The 15,270-nt window shown below is 71.0% G+C and carries 13 protein-coding genes; 5 read left to right on the forward strand and 8 right to left on the reverse strand.

Features of this window, described 5'->3' with window-relative positions; translation table 11 throughout:
• Positions 1-50: 50 nt before the first annotated feature.
• From GSY65_RS08375 to GSY65_RS08400, 6 genes are all read right to left on the reverse strand, one after another.
• Positions 51-1,151 carry a calcium:proton antiporter gene (locus tag GSY65_RS08375; RefSeq protein ID WP_159766718.1) on the reverse strand — a complete coding sequence of 367 codons (1,101 nt, stop codon included), beginning with the start codon at positions 1,149-1,151 and terminating at the stop codon, positions 51-53.
• Between the two features lie 112 nt (positions 1,152-1,263).
• Positions 1,264-2,265: a TerC family protein gene (locus GSY65_RS08380; protein WP_159766719.1), complete on the reverse strand. Its 1,002-nt coding sequence runs from the start codon at positions 2,263-2,265 to the stop codon at positions 1,264-1,266.
• Positions 2,266-2,554: 289 nt separating this feature from the next.
• Positions 2,555-4,531 carry a TerD family protein gene (locus GSY65_RS08385; RefSeq protein WP_159766720.1) on the reverse strand — a complete coding sequence of 659 codons (1,977 nt, stop codon included), beginning with the start codon at positions 4,529-4,531 and terminating at the stop codon, positions 2,555-2,557.
• Positions 4,532-4,582: 51 nt separating this feature from the next.
• Positions 4,583-5,161 carry a TerD family protein gene (locus tag GSY65_RS08390; protein ID WP_159766721.1) on the reverse strand — a complete coding sequence of 193 codons (579 nt, stop codon included), beginning with the start codon at positions 5,159-5,161 and terminating at the stop codon, positions 4,583-4,585.
• A 170-nt stretch (positions 5,162-5,331) separates the two neighbouring features.
• The gene (uvrB, locus tag GSY65_RS08395) at positions 5,332-7,470 is read right to left on the reverse strand and encodes an excinuclease ABC subunit UvrB (protein ID WP_159766722.1); all 2,139 of its coding nucleotides are present in this window, start codon (positions 7,468-7,470) and stop codon (positions 5,332-5,334) included.
• 39 nt (positions 7,471-7,509) lie between these two features.
• Positions 7,510-8,400: an MHYT domain-containing protein gene (locus GSY65_RS08400; protein WP_159766723.1), complete on the reverse strand. Its 891-nt coding sequence runs from the start codon at positions 8,398-8,400 to the stop codon at positions 7,510-7,512.
• A gap of 281 nt (positions 8,401-8,681) precedes the next feature.
• On the opposite strand from GSY65_RS08400, the gene GSY65_RS08405 reads away from it, so the two are divergent.
• Together GSY65_RS08405 and GSY65_RS08410 are read left to right on the forward strand one after the other, a co-directional pair.
• Positions 8,682-9,554 carry a glycerophosphodiester phosphodiesterase gene (locus GSY65_RS08405; protein WP_159766724.1) on the forward strand — a complete coding sequence of 291 codons (873 nt, stop codon included), beginning with the start codon at positions 8,682-8,684 and terminating at the stop codon, positions 9,552-9,554.
• Between the two features lie 100 nt (positions 9,555-9,654).
• Positions 9,655-10,209 carry a methylated-DNA--[protein]-cysteine S-methyltransferase gene (locus tag GSY65_RS08410; protein ID WP_159766725.1) on the forward strand — a complete coding sequence of 185 codons (555 nt, stop codon included), beginning with the start codon at positions 9,655-9,657 and terminating at the stop codon, positions 10,207-10,209.
• 184 nt (positions 10,210-10,393) lie between these two features.
• Here the strand turns inward: GSY65_RS08410 and GSY65_RS08415 are convergent, their stop codons facing one another.
• The gene (locus GSY65_RS08415; RefSeq protein WP_201452475.1) at positions 10,394-10,837 is read right to left on the reverse strand and encodes a VOC family protein; all 444 of its coding nucleotides are present in this window, start codon (positions 10,835-10,837) and stop codon (positions 10,394-10,396) included.
• Positions 10,838-10,935: 98 nt separating this feature from the next.
• Between GSY65_RS08415 and GSY65_RS08420 the strand changes: the two genes are divergently transcribed.
• Positions 10,936-11,841, forward strand: a complete 906-nt coding sequence (locus GSY65_RS08420) for a pseudouridine-5'-phosphate glycosidase (RefSeq protein ID WP_159766727.1) — start codon at positions 10,936-10,938, stop codon at positions 11,839-11,841.
• A gap of 1 nt (position 11,842) precedes the next feature.
• Positions 11,843-12,820 (forward strand): carbohydrate kinase family protein, encoded by a 978-nt coding sequence (locus GSY65_RS08425; protein WP_159766728.1) that lies wholly within the window; start codon positions 11,843-11,845, stop codon positions 12,818-12,820.
• Between the two features lie 158 nt (positions 12,821-12,978).
• Here GSY65_RS08425 and GSY65_RS08430 read toward each other — a convergent pair whose 3' ends face one another.
• Positions 12,979-13,776, reverse strand: a complete 798-nt coding sequence (locus GSY65_RS08430; protein WP_159766729.1) for a methyltransferase domain-containing protein — start codon at positions 13,774-13,776, stop codon at positions 12,979-12,981.
• A gap of 284 nt (positions 13,777-14,060) precedes the next feature.
• Between GSY65_RS08430 and GSY65_RS08435 the strand changes: the two genes are divergently transcribed.
• Complete coding sequence (locus GSY65_RS08435) at positions 14,061-15,188, forward strand: magnesium and cobalt transport protein CorA (RefSeq protein ID WP_159766730.1); 1,128 nt, start codon at positions 14,061-14,063, stop codon at positions 15,186-15,188.
• The last annotated feature ends 82 nt before the right edge of the window (positions 15,189-15,270 follow it).

Below are 15,270 nucleotides of genomic sequence, written 5' to 3' on the forward strand. Positions count from 1 at the left end.
GGTCGGGCGCGGCACCGCAGCCTGCCCGCAGCCTGTCGGGCGGGCTTCCGCTACGGGGTCACCGCGAGTTCCAGGTACGCCGCGAACAGGACGAGGTGCACCCCGCCCTGGAGCGGCGTCGCCCGTCCCGGCACCACCGTCAGCGAGGCCACCACGACGGTCAGGGCGAGCAGCACCATATGGGTCGCGCCGAGACCGAGGACGAGGGGACCGGAGAGCCAGAGCGAGGCCAGGGCCACCGCCGGGATGGTGAGGCCGATGCTCGCCATCGCGGACCCGAGGGCGAGGTTGAGGCTGGTCTGGACGCGGTCGCGACGGGCGGCGCGCAGGGCGGCGATGGTCTCGGGGAGCAGCACGAGCAGGGCGATGACCACACCGACGACGGCGTGCGGCAGTCCCGCGGCCTGTACACCGGACTCGATGGTCGGGGAGACGCCCTTGGCGAGGCCGACCACGCCGACGAGCGCGAGGCCGAGCAGTCCGAGGCTGATGGCGGCGGTGCGGGAGGTCGGCGCCTCGGCGTGGTCGTCGGCGGTGATCACCTCACCCTGTCGGGTGATCGGCAGGAAGTAGTCGCGGTGGCGTACGGTCTGGGTCGCCACGAAGAGTCCGTAGAGCAGCAGTGACGCCAGTGCCGCGAAGGTGAGTTGGGCCGTGGAGAACTCCGGGCCCGGCTTGCTCGTGGTGAAGGTGGGCAGCACCAGGCTGAGGGTCGCCAGGGTCGCGACCGTGGCGAGGGCCGCGCCGGTGCCCTCCGGGTTGAAGACGGCGAGTCCGTGGCGCAGTGAGCCGACGAGCAGACACAGGCCGAGGATGCCGTTGCAGGTGATCATCACCGCCGCGAAGACGGTGTCCCGGGCGAGCGTGGAACTCTTGTCGCCGCCGTCCGCCATGAGCGTGACGATCAGCGCGACCTCGATGATCGTCACCGCGACCGCGAGGACCAGCGAGCCGAACGGTTCGCCGACCCGGTGGGCGACGACCTCGGCGTGGTGGACGGCGGACAGCACCGCCCCCGCGAGCACCAGCGTGACCAGGGCGACGAGCACCCCGGGCAGATCACGCCCCCAGGTCAGAGCGAGCAGGACGACCGCGGCCACCGGGACGGCGGCGGTCCATCGCGCCGTGAGCGACCGGAGTCGAGCGAGCATACGGTGATCCTTTCAGACGTGAAGGGGCCCCGCACTCCGGTCGACGCCGTGGATCCGCGTCTTCGGTGGGCGGGGCCCCTTCGATCGTGGCTGTGCTGTGCGGCGGCCGCCGTCAGGCCTCGACGCTGTCCTTCTCGGCGCCTTCGGTCTTCTGCTGCTCCGCCTCGGCCGCCGACTGCTTCCTGGAGGCCCTGAGGCTGGTGATCGTGGTGATGATCAGGACCGAGCAGATCACGCCGAGGGAGACCGGGATGGAGATCTCGGGGACGTGGACGCCGGACTCGTGCAGCGCGTGCAGGACCAGCTTGACGCCGATGAAGCCGAGGATGACCGACAGACCGTAGGACAGGTGGACCAGCTTCTTCAGCAGCCCGCCGATGAGGAAGTACAGCTGCCTCAGACCCATCAGCGCGAACGCGTTGGCCGTGAAGACGATGTACGGGTCCTGGGTCAGACCGAAGATGGCCGGGATCGAGTCCAGGGCGAAGAGGACGTCGGTGGTGCCGATCGCGAGCATCACGACGAGCATCGGCGTCATGACGCGCTTGCCGTTCTGCTCGATCCACAGTTTGGTGCCGTGGTAGCGGTCGGCGACACCGAAGCGCTTCTCGGCGGCCTTGAGGAGCTTGTTCTCCTCCCAGTCCTCGTCCTCCTCGCCGGCCCTGGCCTCCTGGATCAGCTTCCAGGCGGTGTAGATCAGGAACGCGCCGAAGATGTAGAAGACCCAGGCGAAGCTTGCGAGGATCGCCGCGCCGGCGGCGATGAAGATCGCGCGGAGCACCAGGGCGATCAGCACACCGATCAGCAGCACCCGCTGCTGGTACTGCGACGGCACCGCGAACTTCGCCATGATCAGGACGAAGACGAAGAGGTTGTCGACGCTCAGCGACTTCTCGGTGATGAAGCCGGCGAAGAACTCTCCGGCCGGCTGGCCGCCGGCGAAGACGAACAGTCCGAGTCCGAACAGGGCGGCCAGGACGATCCAGACGACCGTCCAGATTCCGGCTTCCTTGATCGACACGTCATGTGGCTTGCGGCCGATGAAGAAGTCGACCGCGATGAGGGCGGCAAGGCCCACCACTGTCAGGACCCACAGGGTCGTGGAAACATCCACTGCGCCTCCGGCAGTACGTAACGGCAAATTGCAGCGTCATCGCTACCGGAGGTCTCTTCCACCCGGTCCTCCAGGGCCTTCCACAACGCCTGGTGCCGCCGGGCCGACGCCCCGGGATCTGTCTGATCCGTATTGACGGGTACGCCGCAGTAAGCAGGGAGTACTCCCCTCCGCTCAGAAGAGCATACCTATTCACCAAGAATAGGTAAAGGGGTAAGCAAAGAAAGCATCAAAACCGCAGTTCAGGGCGGCTTTACTAGGTCTTGATGGAGATCGGGCCGGACTCCGCTCACCGGTTCCAGGAGCGGCGGGCGTCCGCAACCTGGGTGAGTACCTGCTGGAGGACGCGGCTGCCCGGCGGGACGAGCGACGGCTCGTACGTCCAGGCGTGCCCGACCCAGGGGTCGGCCAGGTGGTCGTCCGGGGTGGGAGTGAGTCGCAGCAGCGAACGCCACAGCGGGTCGAGCAACGGGCCGTAGGCGACGGCGTCCTGCCGGTCGGCGACCATCATCAGATGGACGCCGACGGCGGGACCCTCGTCCGCGAGGTAGCGCAGCTGGGTCACAGCCCGGTCGTCGAAGCCGTGCGGGAAGTCGTTGACGATCAGGAGCTGCTCGGCCGTGTCGAAGCCGGGCGGCAGCGCGTCGGCGGCTCCGCCGCGGACCGCCATCTGCACGAGGTCCACCCGCTGGGTGAGCCGCCCCAGGACGTCCGCGACGCCCGCGGCGCCGACGGCGGGCGGTCCGGCGAGGACGCCCGGCTGGGTCAGCGGTGCCAGCGCGGTCGCTCCGGCGCCGGCCGGATCGAGGACGTGGACGCTGAACTCACCCGGCGGGTACACCGCGAGGAGCCGGGCGGCGAGTGCCACGGCGGTGTCCAGGGCGAGACGGCGCAGTTCGCCGGGGTCGGCGAAGGAGTCACCGGAGCCGGAACGGCTGGCGTCGATCCACAGGCCCCGCTCCAGCGGCAGCCGGACCAGCATGGGGATGCGCAGTCCGTCGCTCTCCGGCAGGTGCAGGTCGCCCAGGCGCAGGGCCATCGGGACCTCCATCGGCACTTGGTAGCCGTGCCACACCGGGTTGTCCCAGCGGGCGTACGCCGTGGGCAGCGCGGGCTCCACGACGTCGGCCTCGGCCCGCAGCTGGGCGAGGTCACGGTCGAGGGCGGCCCGCGCCTGGTCGACGAGCTGAGCGTGCTTGGCACGGGCGGCCTCGCGCGCGGCGTCGCCCTGACCGCTGATGCGGCTGCGCGGGTCGGACAGGACCCGGTCCAGCTCCTGCTCCATGCGCGACTCGGCGAAGTCGACGGCGCTGCGGTAGGCGGCGGTGGTGCGGGCCAGGTCCTCGAACATGCCCCACACCTGGTTGTAGAGCCGCTCGTCCATCGACCAGCCGGTCGCGTCCCCGGCGACGGGCTGCGCGGGCCGGCCGGGCTCCGCCGGGGGCGCGGTCGGCGGGGGCGGGGGCGGTGCGGTGGTCTGCCGGCCGGGGTGGGTGTAGTTGACGGGCCCGCCGGCCATGGGGGCGGTGGGCTGGGTGTCGGCGGACGGGTCGTGCGGCGCGGTGCCGGCGTGCTGCCCGACGAGGTGGGGCGGAGCGCCCTGGGGGGCGGTGCCCGTGCCGTGGGTCTGGTCGGGGCCCAGCGCCGGGGCGGGAGTCTGCCGCGGGCGCTCGGCGTCCGGCACCCGGGGCGGGGGTGCCGCCACCGAGCGGGCGAGGCCGTGGGCGACGGCCTCGTGGATGCCGGCCGCGAGCTGTCGGGCCTCGGGGAGGTCCTGGTCGGTGAGCAGTTCCGCGAGGCCGCCCGCGTAGCCCTGGCCGACCGCCCGGACCTTCCAGGCGCCCTGCCTGCGGTAGAGCTCCAGGGCGACGACGGCGGTCTCCGTCTGCAGGCCGGTGATGGTGTATGTGGCGACCTCGGTGCCGTCGAGGCCGGTGACCGCGAGGAACGGGGCGGCGACCGCGCCGAAGCGGGCCGGGCCGCCCGTTGTCGTCGGCAGCGCGAGCAGCACGGTCACCCGGTGCACGGACGGCGCCAGCGCGTCGAGGTCCACCGCGAGGCGGTGGTCGGCCGCCGCCTGTTTCGAGACCTCCAGGCCGGGCAGGGTGGGCGCGCCCGGGTGGGCCACCCATTCCACGCCGTGCACCTTGCCGTGCTCGTCGCCGAGGGTGGCCCCGGCGACGATCGGCGTGCCGGCCGAGACGCGGATCTCCAGTCGGGCCTCGGGCAGTGGATGGTTCTGCCCCCGGACCAGCTCGGCCGTCATCGACTTCGTCCCCCTGTGTCGCTTGCTGCGTGATGCGTCGGGCTGCCCTGCCTACAGGACCGGCAGGATCGCCGGCATCAGGTCCTGGAAGGTGCGGCCGTTGGCGGGCGCGCCGATGGCCGTCATCTGCCAGCCGCTACCCGCACGGTGCACCTTGGCCATGATCTGGGCCGTGTACTGGCCGCCACCCGCGAGCGTGTAGCGGGCCAGCTCCTGGCCGTTGGTCTCGTCCACCAGACGGCAGAACGCGTTCTGCACCTCCTGGAAGGTCTGGCCGGTGAACGAGTTGACGGTGAAGACGATCTGGTCGATGTGGACCGGGACCCTGGCCAGGTCGACGAGGATCGCCTCGTCGTCGCCGCCCGCGCCGACACCGCCGACCAGGTTGTCACCGGTGTGACGGACGGAGCCGTCGTCGCTCACCAGGTGGCGGAAGAAGACGACGTCGACGGGCTGCTTGTCCGCGAACAGCACGGCGGAGGCGTCGAGGTCGATCTCACGGGTACGGGACCCGAACAGGCCGCGCCGGGGGGCAGCCTGCCAGCCGAGACCCATACGGACCGCGGTCAGGCTGCCTCCGTCGTTCTTCTGCAGACTGATGGCCTGACCCTTGGTCATGTTGACGGTCACGTGCAGATTCCCCTCTCGAACTGTCCCCTGTTGCCGCGGACTCCGCGGATGTGCAGCACCTTACGCAGCGGCACTGACATCGCCGCAGCCTGTGTCGCACTTTGTGTCGGTCTTGCAACACAGTGCGCCGCGCCGGGGGACCTCTTCTCACCCGGCGCCCCTCGGGCCCGTCAGGCCAGGCCCGCCTCCTTCATGTGCCGCAGCTCCTTCTTCATCTCGGACACCTCGTCGCGCAGCCGGGCGGCGATCTCGAACTGCAGGTCGGCGGCTGCCGCGCGCATCCGCTCCGTCATGTCCTCGATCTGCTGGGCGAGGTCGGCCGCCGGGCGGTCGGTGGGGACGGTCTCCTTGGCCCTGCCCTTGCCGGCGGTGGACTTGGCCGCCTTGCCGCCGAGGGAGGGCACCGGGGCCTTGGCTCCCTTGCCGTCCTTGCCGCCCTTGCGGTAGCCCGTGCCGAGCAGCTGTTCGGTGTCGACGTCCTCGCGGGCGATCTGGGCGACGATGTCGTTGATCTTCTTGCGGAGCGGCTGCGGGTCGATGCCGTTGGCCTTGTTGTACGCGACCTGCTTCTCCCGGCGGCGGTTGGTCTCGTCGATGGCCTTCTCCATCGCCGGGGTGATCTTGTCGGCGTACATGTGGACCTGGCCGGACACGTTGCGCGCGGCGCGGCCGATGGTCTGGATGAGGGAGGTCCCCGAACGCAGGAAGCCCTCCTTGTCGGCGTCGAGAATCGCGACCAGGGAGACCTCGGGCAGGTCGAGGCCCTCTCTGAGGAGGTTGATGCCGACCAGGACGTCGTACTCGCCGGCGCGCAGCTCGCGCAGCAGCTCGACCCGGCGCAGGGTGTCGACGTCGCTGTGCAGGTAGCGGACCTGGATGCCGAGTTCCAGGAAGTAGTCGGTGAGGTCCTCGGCCATCTTCTTGGTGAGCGTGGTGACGAGGACCCGCTCGTCCTTCTCGGTGCGCACCCGGATCTCGTGCACCAGGTCGTCGATCTGTCCCTCGGTGGGCTTGACGACCACCTCGGGGTCGACGAGGCCGGTGGGGCGGATGATCTGCTCGACCTGGCCGTCGGAGCGGGACAGCTCGTACTGGCCCGGGGTGGCCGAGAGGTAGACCGTCTGGCCGACGCGCTCCTGGAACTCCTCCCACTTCAGCGGGCGGTTGTCGAGGGCGGACGGCAGCCGGAAGCCGTGGTCGACGAGGGTGCGCTTGCGGGAGGCGTCGCCCTCGTACATGGCGCCGATCTGCGGGACGGTCACATGGGACTCGTCGATGACGAGGAGGAAGTCGTCCGGGAAGTAGTCGAGGAGGGTGTTCGGCGGGGAGCCGGGCTCACGGCCGTCGAAGTGCATCGAGTAGTTCTCCACGCCGGAGCAGGAGCCGATCTGGCGGAGCATCTCGATGTCGTACGTGGTGCGCATGCGCAGGCGCTGGGCCTCCAGGAGCTTGCCCTGCTTCTCCAGCTCCGCGAGGCGCTCCCCCAGTTCCTTCTCGATGTCGTTGACGGCCCGCTCCATGCGTTCCGGTCCGGCGACGTAGTGGGAGGCGGGGAAGACGTACAGCTGCTCGTCGTCGCTGACGATCTCGCCGGTCAGGGGGTGCAGGGTGGAGAGGGCCTCGATCTCGTCGCCGAACATCTCGATGCGGACCGCGAGCTCCTCGTAGACCGGGAAGATCTCGATGGTGTCGCCGCGGACGCGGAAGGTGCCGCGGGTGAACGCCAGGTCGTTGCGGGTGTACTGGATGTCGACGAAGCGGCGCAGCAGCTCGTCCCGGTCGATCTCCTCGCCGACCTTGAGGGGGACCATGCGGTCCACGTACTCCTGGGGCGTGCCGAGGCCGTAGATGCAGGACACGGAGGCGACCACGACGACGTCCCGGCGGGTGAGCAGAGAGTTGGTCGCGGAGTGGCGCAGCCGCTCCACCTCCTCGTTGATCGAGGAGTCCTTCTCGATGTAGGTGTCCGACTGCGGGACGTACGCCTCGGGCTGGTAGTAGTCGTAGTACGAGACGAAGTATTCGACCGCGTTGTTCGGCAGGAGCTCGCGGAACTCGTTGGCCAGCTGGGCGGCCAGCGTCTTGTTCGGCGCCATCACCAGGGTGGGACGCTGGAGCTTCTCGATCATCCACGCGGTGGTGGCGGACTTGCCGGTGCCGGTCGCGCCGAGCAGGACGACGTCCTTCTCACCGGCTTCGATGCGCCGGGCAAGGTCGGCGATGGCGGTGGGCTGGTCGCCGCTCGGCTGGTAGGGGCTGACGACCTCGAAGGGCGCCACCGTGCGTTCGATCTTGGAAACGGGCCGCATGAATCCACCGTACGACCCCGCACTGACAACGGGGTCGGGTCAGCGGTTCTGCGGGGTGCGCAGGCCTGGTGCGCGGTGTTCGTGCTCGGCGGGCCGGAGGGGGCGGCCGGTGCCGGCGAGGGGGCGCCGGTCGGTGTGCGCGCAGGCGTGGGTGGGGACTCCGGGCCGCCGTTCGGCGGGGGTGCCGTGGAGCCTGCCCATGATCATGAACGGGTCGAACATCACCACGACGCCCGCCAGGAGCAGGAAGACCAGCGGGCCGATCATCAGCGGGGCGAGGAGGGCCGCGGACGACGAGCCGTCGGCGGGGGCGGCGTCGGCCGCGCCGTGCAGGTGGACGCTGAGGGCGGCCATGCCGGTGTAGTGCATGCCGCTGACCGCGATGCCCATGACGAGGCTCGCGCCGACGCTCCACAGGAAGCCGCGGACCTGTCCGGCGGCCCACAGCGCGGCGATCGCGGCCACCACGGCGATGACGACGGAGGCGGCAACGGTGACGGTGTTGTACTCGAGGGTGCCGTTGAGGCGCATGCCGGCCATGCCGAGGTAGTGCATGGAGGCGATGCCGAGGCCGGTGATCGTGCCGCCGGTGAAGAGCGCGGCCCCGGTCGCTCCTTCGGAGCCGACCATGAAGATGCCGATGCCGACCATGACGATCGCGACGGCGAGGCTCGCGAACGTGGTCAGCGGGTCGTAGTGGACCGGGGTCTGCAGGACCTTGAACCCCATCATGGCGACGAAGTGCATGGTCCATATCCCGGAGCCGATGGCGGCCGAGCCCAGCGTCAGCCAGCCGATCCGCAGGCGTCCGTCGGCCAGCATCGATCTGGTGGTGCAGCGCAGGCCGAGCGCGCCTCCGAGGCAGGCCATGAGGTAGGCCGCCACCGGTGTCACGAGTCCGTAGCTGAAGCCGTCGACGGTGCCCTGCATCCGCGGCTGCCTTTCCCGCCCTGTCGCGTCCCTGGATGTGCCGTACTGCCCCCGCCCCCGGGTCCGCCACGACGGTCAGGGTTGTCGCAGAGAGTATGGCCCCCACCGGAATGGTCGAACGATTTTCCGGCAAAGAAACACGGCCTTGCCCCACTTGTGCGGCGCCCGTGTGCGGACTTGGGCAACTCCATTCAATTCATGGCCATCCTGTACCCCCTCTCCCGTTGACTCGCTGCTGTCACTCTTGAGCTGACCGTGACCGATCGACGCGAGGAGTACGCATGCATGTGCGCGCAGTTGCCGCCGCGGCCGCCGCGTTCATGGGGGCCGCCGGCCTCCTGCTCCCCACTTCGGCCGCCCAGGCGGCCACGCACGCAGACACCCTGATGGTCGTGGCGCATCGCGGGGCCTCCGCCTACGCGCCCGAGAACACCCTGGCCGCCGTCGACAGGGCCGACGAGATGGGCTTCAGCTGGGTCGAGAACGACGTCCAGCGCACCAAGGACGGCGCGCTCGTCGTCGTCCACGACGCGACGCTGGCCCGCACCACCGATGTCGAGCAGGTGTTTCCGGACCGCGCGCCGTGGAACGTACGCGACTTCACCGCCGCCGAGATCGCCCGTCTGGACGCGGGCAGCTGGTTCGACACGCGCTACGCGGGCGCGCGCGTGCCGACGCTGCAGCAGTACATGAGGCGGGTGACACGCAATCATCAGAAGCTCGTCCTGGAGATCAAGAACCCCCAACTGTATCCGGGCATCGAACAGCAGACCCTGAAGGTGCTCGCCGACGAGGGCTGGCTGACGCCCCAGCACCTCCGGGACCGCCTGGTGGTGCAGAGCTTCAGTCCGGACACGGTGCGGCGGGTGCACGAGCTGAGCCCGGGCGTGAGGACCGCCTTCCTCGGCACCCCGGCCGTCGCGGACCTGCCGGAGTACGCGACCTTCGCCGACCAGATCAACTCCTCCTACACGACGATCTCACGCTCCTACGTCGCCACGATCCACGCCTTCGAGGGTCCGCACGGCAAGCCGTTGGAGATGCTCACCTGGACCGTCAACGACGCGGAGAACGCCCGCAAGGTCGCGCAGTACGGCGTGGACGGCATCATCACGAACAAGCCGGACGTGGTCGAGGAGGCCACACGGGACTGACCGCTCACGACCGGGAGGGGTGATGCTCCTCCGGCGGCGTGCGTCCGGTGAGCCGGCGCACGCCGCGGGCGTTGTCGGTGGCGGGCCGTACCGTGGTCGCATGAACAACCACGGGCAGGACGGGCATCAGGTCGTGTGGGCCGTCGTGGGCACGGACATCGGTCCGCTGCTGCTGGCCGCGACGGACGACGGCTTGGTGAACGTCGTGTTCCACGCCACGGACACGGTCCGCGACACGGCGCTCGACCGCCTCGCGTCCCGGCTGGGCACCCGGCCCGTCGAGGCCCCGCTCGCCCCGCCGCTGGCCGAGGCGATAGGCCAGGTCGAGGCGTACTTCGCGGGTGACCGGCAGGTCTTCGAACTGCCCCTGGACTGGTCGCTGGTCTCCGGCTTCAACCGCCAGGTGCTGCGGGAGCTGGCCTCCGGTGTGCCCTACGGCTCGGTCGTGGGCTACGGCGACCTGGCCCGCCGGGTCGGGCAACCGGGCGCGGCCCAGGCGGTGGGCGTGGCGATGGGGTCGAATCCGCTGCCGGTGGTCGTGCCGTGCCACCGGGTGGTGGAGAGCGACGGGGGCATCGGCGGGTTCGGCGGCGGGCTGGAGGCCAAGCGGAAGCTGCTGGCGCTGGAGGGAGTGCTGCCCGAGCCGCTGTTCTGACCCGTGTGCGGCTGTGCGTGCTAGTGCCGCGACGGGGCAAACGTTGCCCGTCGCGGCACTAGCACGCACTCTCGGCGCACCGGGCACAAGCCCGAGTGCATCCCGTACGAGGACGTACGCCCGGCACGCCGGGAGCACGCACCGGACGCCGCTCCTCGACGGGCAAACGGTGCCTGCCGCGGCACTAGTCGTGGTCGTACGGGTCGTAGTGCCGGACCTCGAAGATGTTGCCGTCCGGGTCCCGGAAGTAGAAGCTGCGCCGGGCCGCTCCTCGGGCGCCGAAGGAGTCGTACGACAGGTCGGAGACCGGGACCTCCCGTTCCTCCAGCCGGGTTCGCAGGTGCTCGAAGCGGTCGCCGGGCAGGGCCAGGCACACGTGGTTGACGGGATGGCCGGCGCTGTCGGCGGCGCCGGGCAGCATCCTCATGCGCTCCGCCGAGCCGACCGGCATGAGGTCGAGGATGGTCTCGTCGTTGACGCGCATGGAGGGAAAGGGCACCTTTCCCTCGGAGTACTCGGTCAGGCGTACGGGTGCCAGGCCGACGGCCGTCTCGTAGAAGTCGGCCGCGGCCACAGGTTCCCGTACCCAGAGGACGACGTGGTCGAGACGTGTCGTGTTGTCCGTCATGCTCCCCAGGCTGGTGTCCCTCACCACAGGTCGCAAGGGTTTGGCCGGACGCGTCGGCCGCCAGTGATGAGAGGGAACGACTGACAGGAGGCAAGCGCGTGCTGGTGGTGTCGGAAGAGGTGCGGGACGCGGTTGACGCGCGTCGCCCCGTGGTGGCGCTCGAGTCCACGATCATCGCGCACGGCCTGCCCCGGCCGCGCAACCTGCGGGTCGCCCTGGAGCTGGAGGACGTCGTACGGCAGGAGGGTGCCGTACCGGCGACCATCGCCGTGCTCGACGGGCGGCCGCACATCGGCCTCGACAAGGAGCAGCTGGAGCGGGTCGCGAACGAGGACGGCATCCGCAAGCTCGGCCATCGGGACCTGCCGCTCGCGGTGGCCTCCGGGATGAGCGGCGCGACGACGGTGTCGGCGACCGCCCTGCTGGCGTCCCTGGCGGGCGTACGGGTGTTCGCGACGGGCGGTCTCGGCGGGGTGCACCGGGAGTGGACGACGACACAGGACGAGTCCGCCGACCTGGGGCTGCTGGCGCGCACCCGGATCACGGTGGTGTGCGCGGGCGTGAAATCGATCCTGGACGTGCCGGCGACCCTGCAGCGGCTGGAGACACTGGGTGTCGCGGTCGCCGGGTACGGCACGGACCGCTTCCCCGGCTTCTACCTCTCCGACTCCGGGCACCCCGTGGAGTGGACGCTGCGGTCGCCCGGCGAGGTCGCCGAGGTCATGCGGGCCCAGGACGCGCTCGACGGGCCGGAGTCGGCGCTGATCGTCGCCAACCCGGTGCCGGAGGCGGAGCAGCTCGATCCCGACCTCCACGCGCGGGTGCTCGCCGACGCGTTGCGGGCGGCCGAGGAGGAGGGGATCACAGGGCAGGCGGTCACCCCGTTCCTGCTGAGCCATCTCGTGCGGCACACGGACGGCGCCTCGCTGAGCGCCAACCTGGCGGCGGTCCGCGGGAACGTACGGCTCGCCGCGCGGATCGCGGCGGCGTGGACCGGGGCGTGAGATGGCCGGGCGTGACGGGCCGCTGCCCGGCGGCGCGGTGAACCCACCGGGCACCCACGAGACGGGCGCCGACGGGAGAGCGGGTGGGGCGCTGCTCGTCGTGGGCGACGTCGTCACGGATGTCGTCGCCCGGCATCGCGGTGCGCTCGCGCCGGGCACCGACACGGCCTCCGCGATCCGTACGCTGCCCGGCGGCGCGGGCGCCAATGTGGCCTGCTGGGCGGCCCGTCAGGGCTGTGCGGACGTGCGGCTGCTCGGGCGGGTGGGCGCGGACGCGGCCGGGTGGCACGAGCGGGAGCTGCGCGAGGCGGGGGTACTCCCCCGCCTCGTCGTCGACCCGGAGGCCGCGACGGGCACGGTGATCTGCCTGGTGGACACGGAGGCCGCCGCCGAACGCACGTTCCTCACGGACAGCGGTGCCTCGCTGCGGCTGGATCCGGACGACTGGTCACCGGGTCTGCTCGACGGGGTGGCCCGGCTGCATCTGTCGGGCTACCTGTTCTTCTCGGAGCCGAGCCGGGCGCTGGTGTCGGTGGCTCTGGCGTCGGCACGCGCGCGTGGAGTGCCGGTGAGCGTGGATCCGGCCTCGGCGGGGTTCCTGACGGAGCTGGGTGTGGACCGCTTCCTCGCACTCGTCGCAGGGGTGGACGTGCTGCTGCCCAGCCGGGACGAGGCTGGTCTGCTCACCGGGCTGCCCGATCCGGCCGACGCGGCGGCCAAGTTGAGCCGCTTCTTCCCGCTGGTGGTGGCCAAGCAGGGGGCCGAGGGCGCCCTGATCGCCGAGGGCGGCGGCGTACGGGCTCGGGTTCCGGCGGCCCCCGCCGTGCCCCGGGACACGACCGGCGCCGGCGACGCGTTCACCGGGGCGTTCCTGGCCGCCCTGATCGCGGGCGCGGAGCCCGAGGACGCGGCGGCACGGGGCTGCGCCGCGGGTGCGCTGGCCGTGGGGAAGGTGGGCGGACGACCACCGATGGGCTGAGGGGACGGGGCGGCGGGGACTCGTCGGCACGCGTCACCGGTGGACGGGGATCGGACCGCGGTCCTGCCGTCGTCGTCGCCGTGCCGTCGCGGCCCCGCGGAAGCCGCCCCGTTCCCGTTCGCCGCGGTCGGCCCGCGCGGACGGTCGCGCGCCACGCCCTACGGCCTCCTCCCCCACGCCGAGACGAGCGGTGTGGCGGCGATGTCCATCGTCCCGGAGGACAGGTTGGCCAGATGGCGGTCGATCTCCTCGTCCGTGGCGAGACCGGCGGTGACGAGAGCCGGGCGGAGCCGCTGGATCGTGGAGGACTCCAGGGCGGCGCAGTCGGGCGAGGCGATGGGAAAGTACACGTCGGCCTCCACACCGCGCAGCCCCGCCTCGCGCAGCAGCCGCGGGAGCCTGCGGCCGTGCGCCGGGTCCACCCCACGCTCGTCGAGGAGGGCACGGATGGCCTGCCGGAGCCGGTTGGCCGCCTGCTGGTCGGGACCGGTCTCCTCCAGGCAGGCCAAGGGCTGGAGCGCGGGGTCGGCGTCCTCGATCAGCAGGCGCCCGCCGGGCCGCAGGGCCTTGATCATCGACACCACGGCACGCGCGCGGTCCGGGGCGTGGACCAGGGCCAGGCGGGCGTGGACGAGGTCGAATCCGTCGCCCGGCGGCTGGTCGACGCCCACGTGGTGGACGAGGACCTCGACCGGTGGGCGGGTGACCGAGGGGACCGCCCAGGAGAGGTCGATGCCGGTGGCGATGACCTTCCCCGTGGGTCCGACCTTCTTGGCCAGCCAGGAGACGACCGAGGCCCCGCTCGCGCCGACCTCCCAGCAGCGCCAGCCGGATCCGAGGCCGAAGCCCTCCATGTGCCGGAACGTCGTGCGGTCGAAGAGGGTGGCGAAGGCGTCGGAGCGCTGCCCCGTCTCGCCCTGCCGGTGGTCGAGGAGATGTCCGTCGGTTCGCATCATGCCCAGATCATCCCATTTGACTGACTTATCACTCTTCACGACGCTCCAACAGTCCGTCAGGACCGCACCGGTGGCGGCCGAGACGGGTACCGCGACCGCCACCCAGGGCCACCCGAACCACGACGGAACCACGCCCGAACCCCTCGGACGGAGGCGCCCGGAGCGACCGCAAACGAAGTGGAACGTTCCGTTCCCACAGCCTTACCCGCAGCTCAAGGACGCCTGGCACACTGACGCGACAAGGCACGAAGTGCGGTGCGAGGGGACCACCCGAGGAGATCCAGATGTCCATGGCAGGGAATCTGCGGAAGGTCACCGGCCTCGGCAAGGCCGGCGGCCTGCGCAAGGTGGCACGGCTGGCACGGCGTCGCGCCCGCGTCGACCTCAGCCACCCCGCCCGCTCCCCCCTGGGCACCTCCGTGGTGAACTGCGTGACCTACCACAAGGGCGTCCGCGCCCCCGGCGGCCGCGATGTCGTGGAGGCCCTCCGGCAGGTGCGCAGGGCCGACCACGGCTTCGTCTGGCTCGGGCTGCACGAGCCGACGGAACGGGAGTTCGCCGGCATCGCCGAGCTCTTCGACCTGCACCCGCTGGCGGTCGAGGACGCGGTCGAGGCCCATCAGCGCCCCAAGCTGGAGCGGTACGGCGACACGCTGTTCGCGGTGTTCAAGACCGTCTGCTACGTCGAGCACACGGAGCTGACCGCGACGAGCGAGGTGGTGAACACCGGCGAGATCATGGTGTTCGTCGGTCCCGACTTCGTGATCTCCGTGCGGCACGGACGCCACGGCTCGCTCGGCCCGCTGCGCGAGGAACTGGAGGCCGACCCGGAGCAGCTCGCCAAGGGCCCGGCCGCCGTCCTGCACGCGATCGCCGACCATGTCGTGGACGACTACCTGACGGTCACGGACTCGGTGCAGGCCGACATCGACCAGGTGGAGACCGACGTGTTCGCGGCGAACGGCGCGCGCGTCGACCCCGGCCGGATCTACCAGCTCAAGCGGGAGCTGCTCGAACTGAAGCGGGCGGTGGCCCCGCTCGCCCGGCCGCTGCTGGAGCTGACCACCCGGCCCATCCGGGTCGTGGAGCCGGAGATACAGGCCTACTTCCGCGATGTCTGCGACCATCTGCTGCGGGCGACCGAGCAGATCGCCGCGTTCGACGAACTGCTCAACTCGATCCTTCAGGCACACCTGGCGCAGGTCAGCGTCGCGCAGAACGAGGACATGCGGAAGATCACCGCGTGGGCGGCGCTGATCGCCGTGCCGACCATGGTCTGCGGGGTGTACGGCATGAACTTCCAGTACATGCCGGAGCTGACCTGGAGATTCGGCTACCCGCTGGTCCTGGGGGTCATAGCCGCGGCCTGCGTCACCCTGTACCGGGGCTTCAAGCGCAACGGCTGGCTCTGACCCGGCACCGGCGGGACACGGGGCGGAAGGGTGGAGGAAGAGGACGGGGTCGGACCGGTCGCGGTCGGGTCCGCGTCTCGTT

It is taken from the genome of Streptomyces sp. HM190, assembly GCF_009857135.1.
GTDB classification, from domain to species: Bacteria; Actinomycetota; Actinomycetes; order Streptomycetales; family Streptomycetaceae; genus Streptomyces; species Streptomyces heilongjiangensis.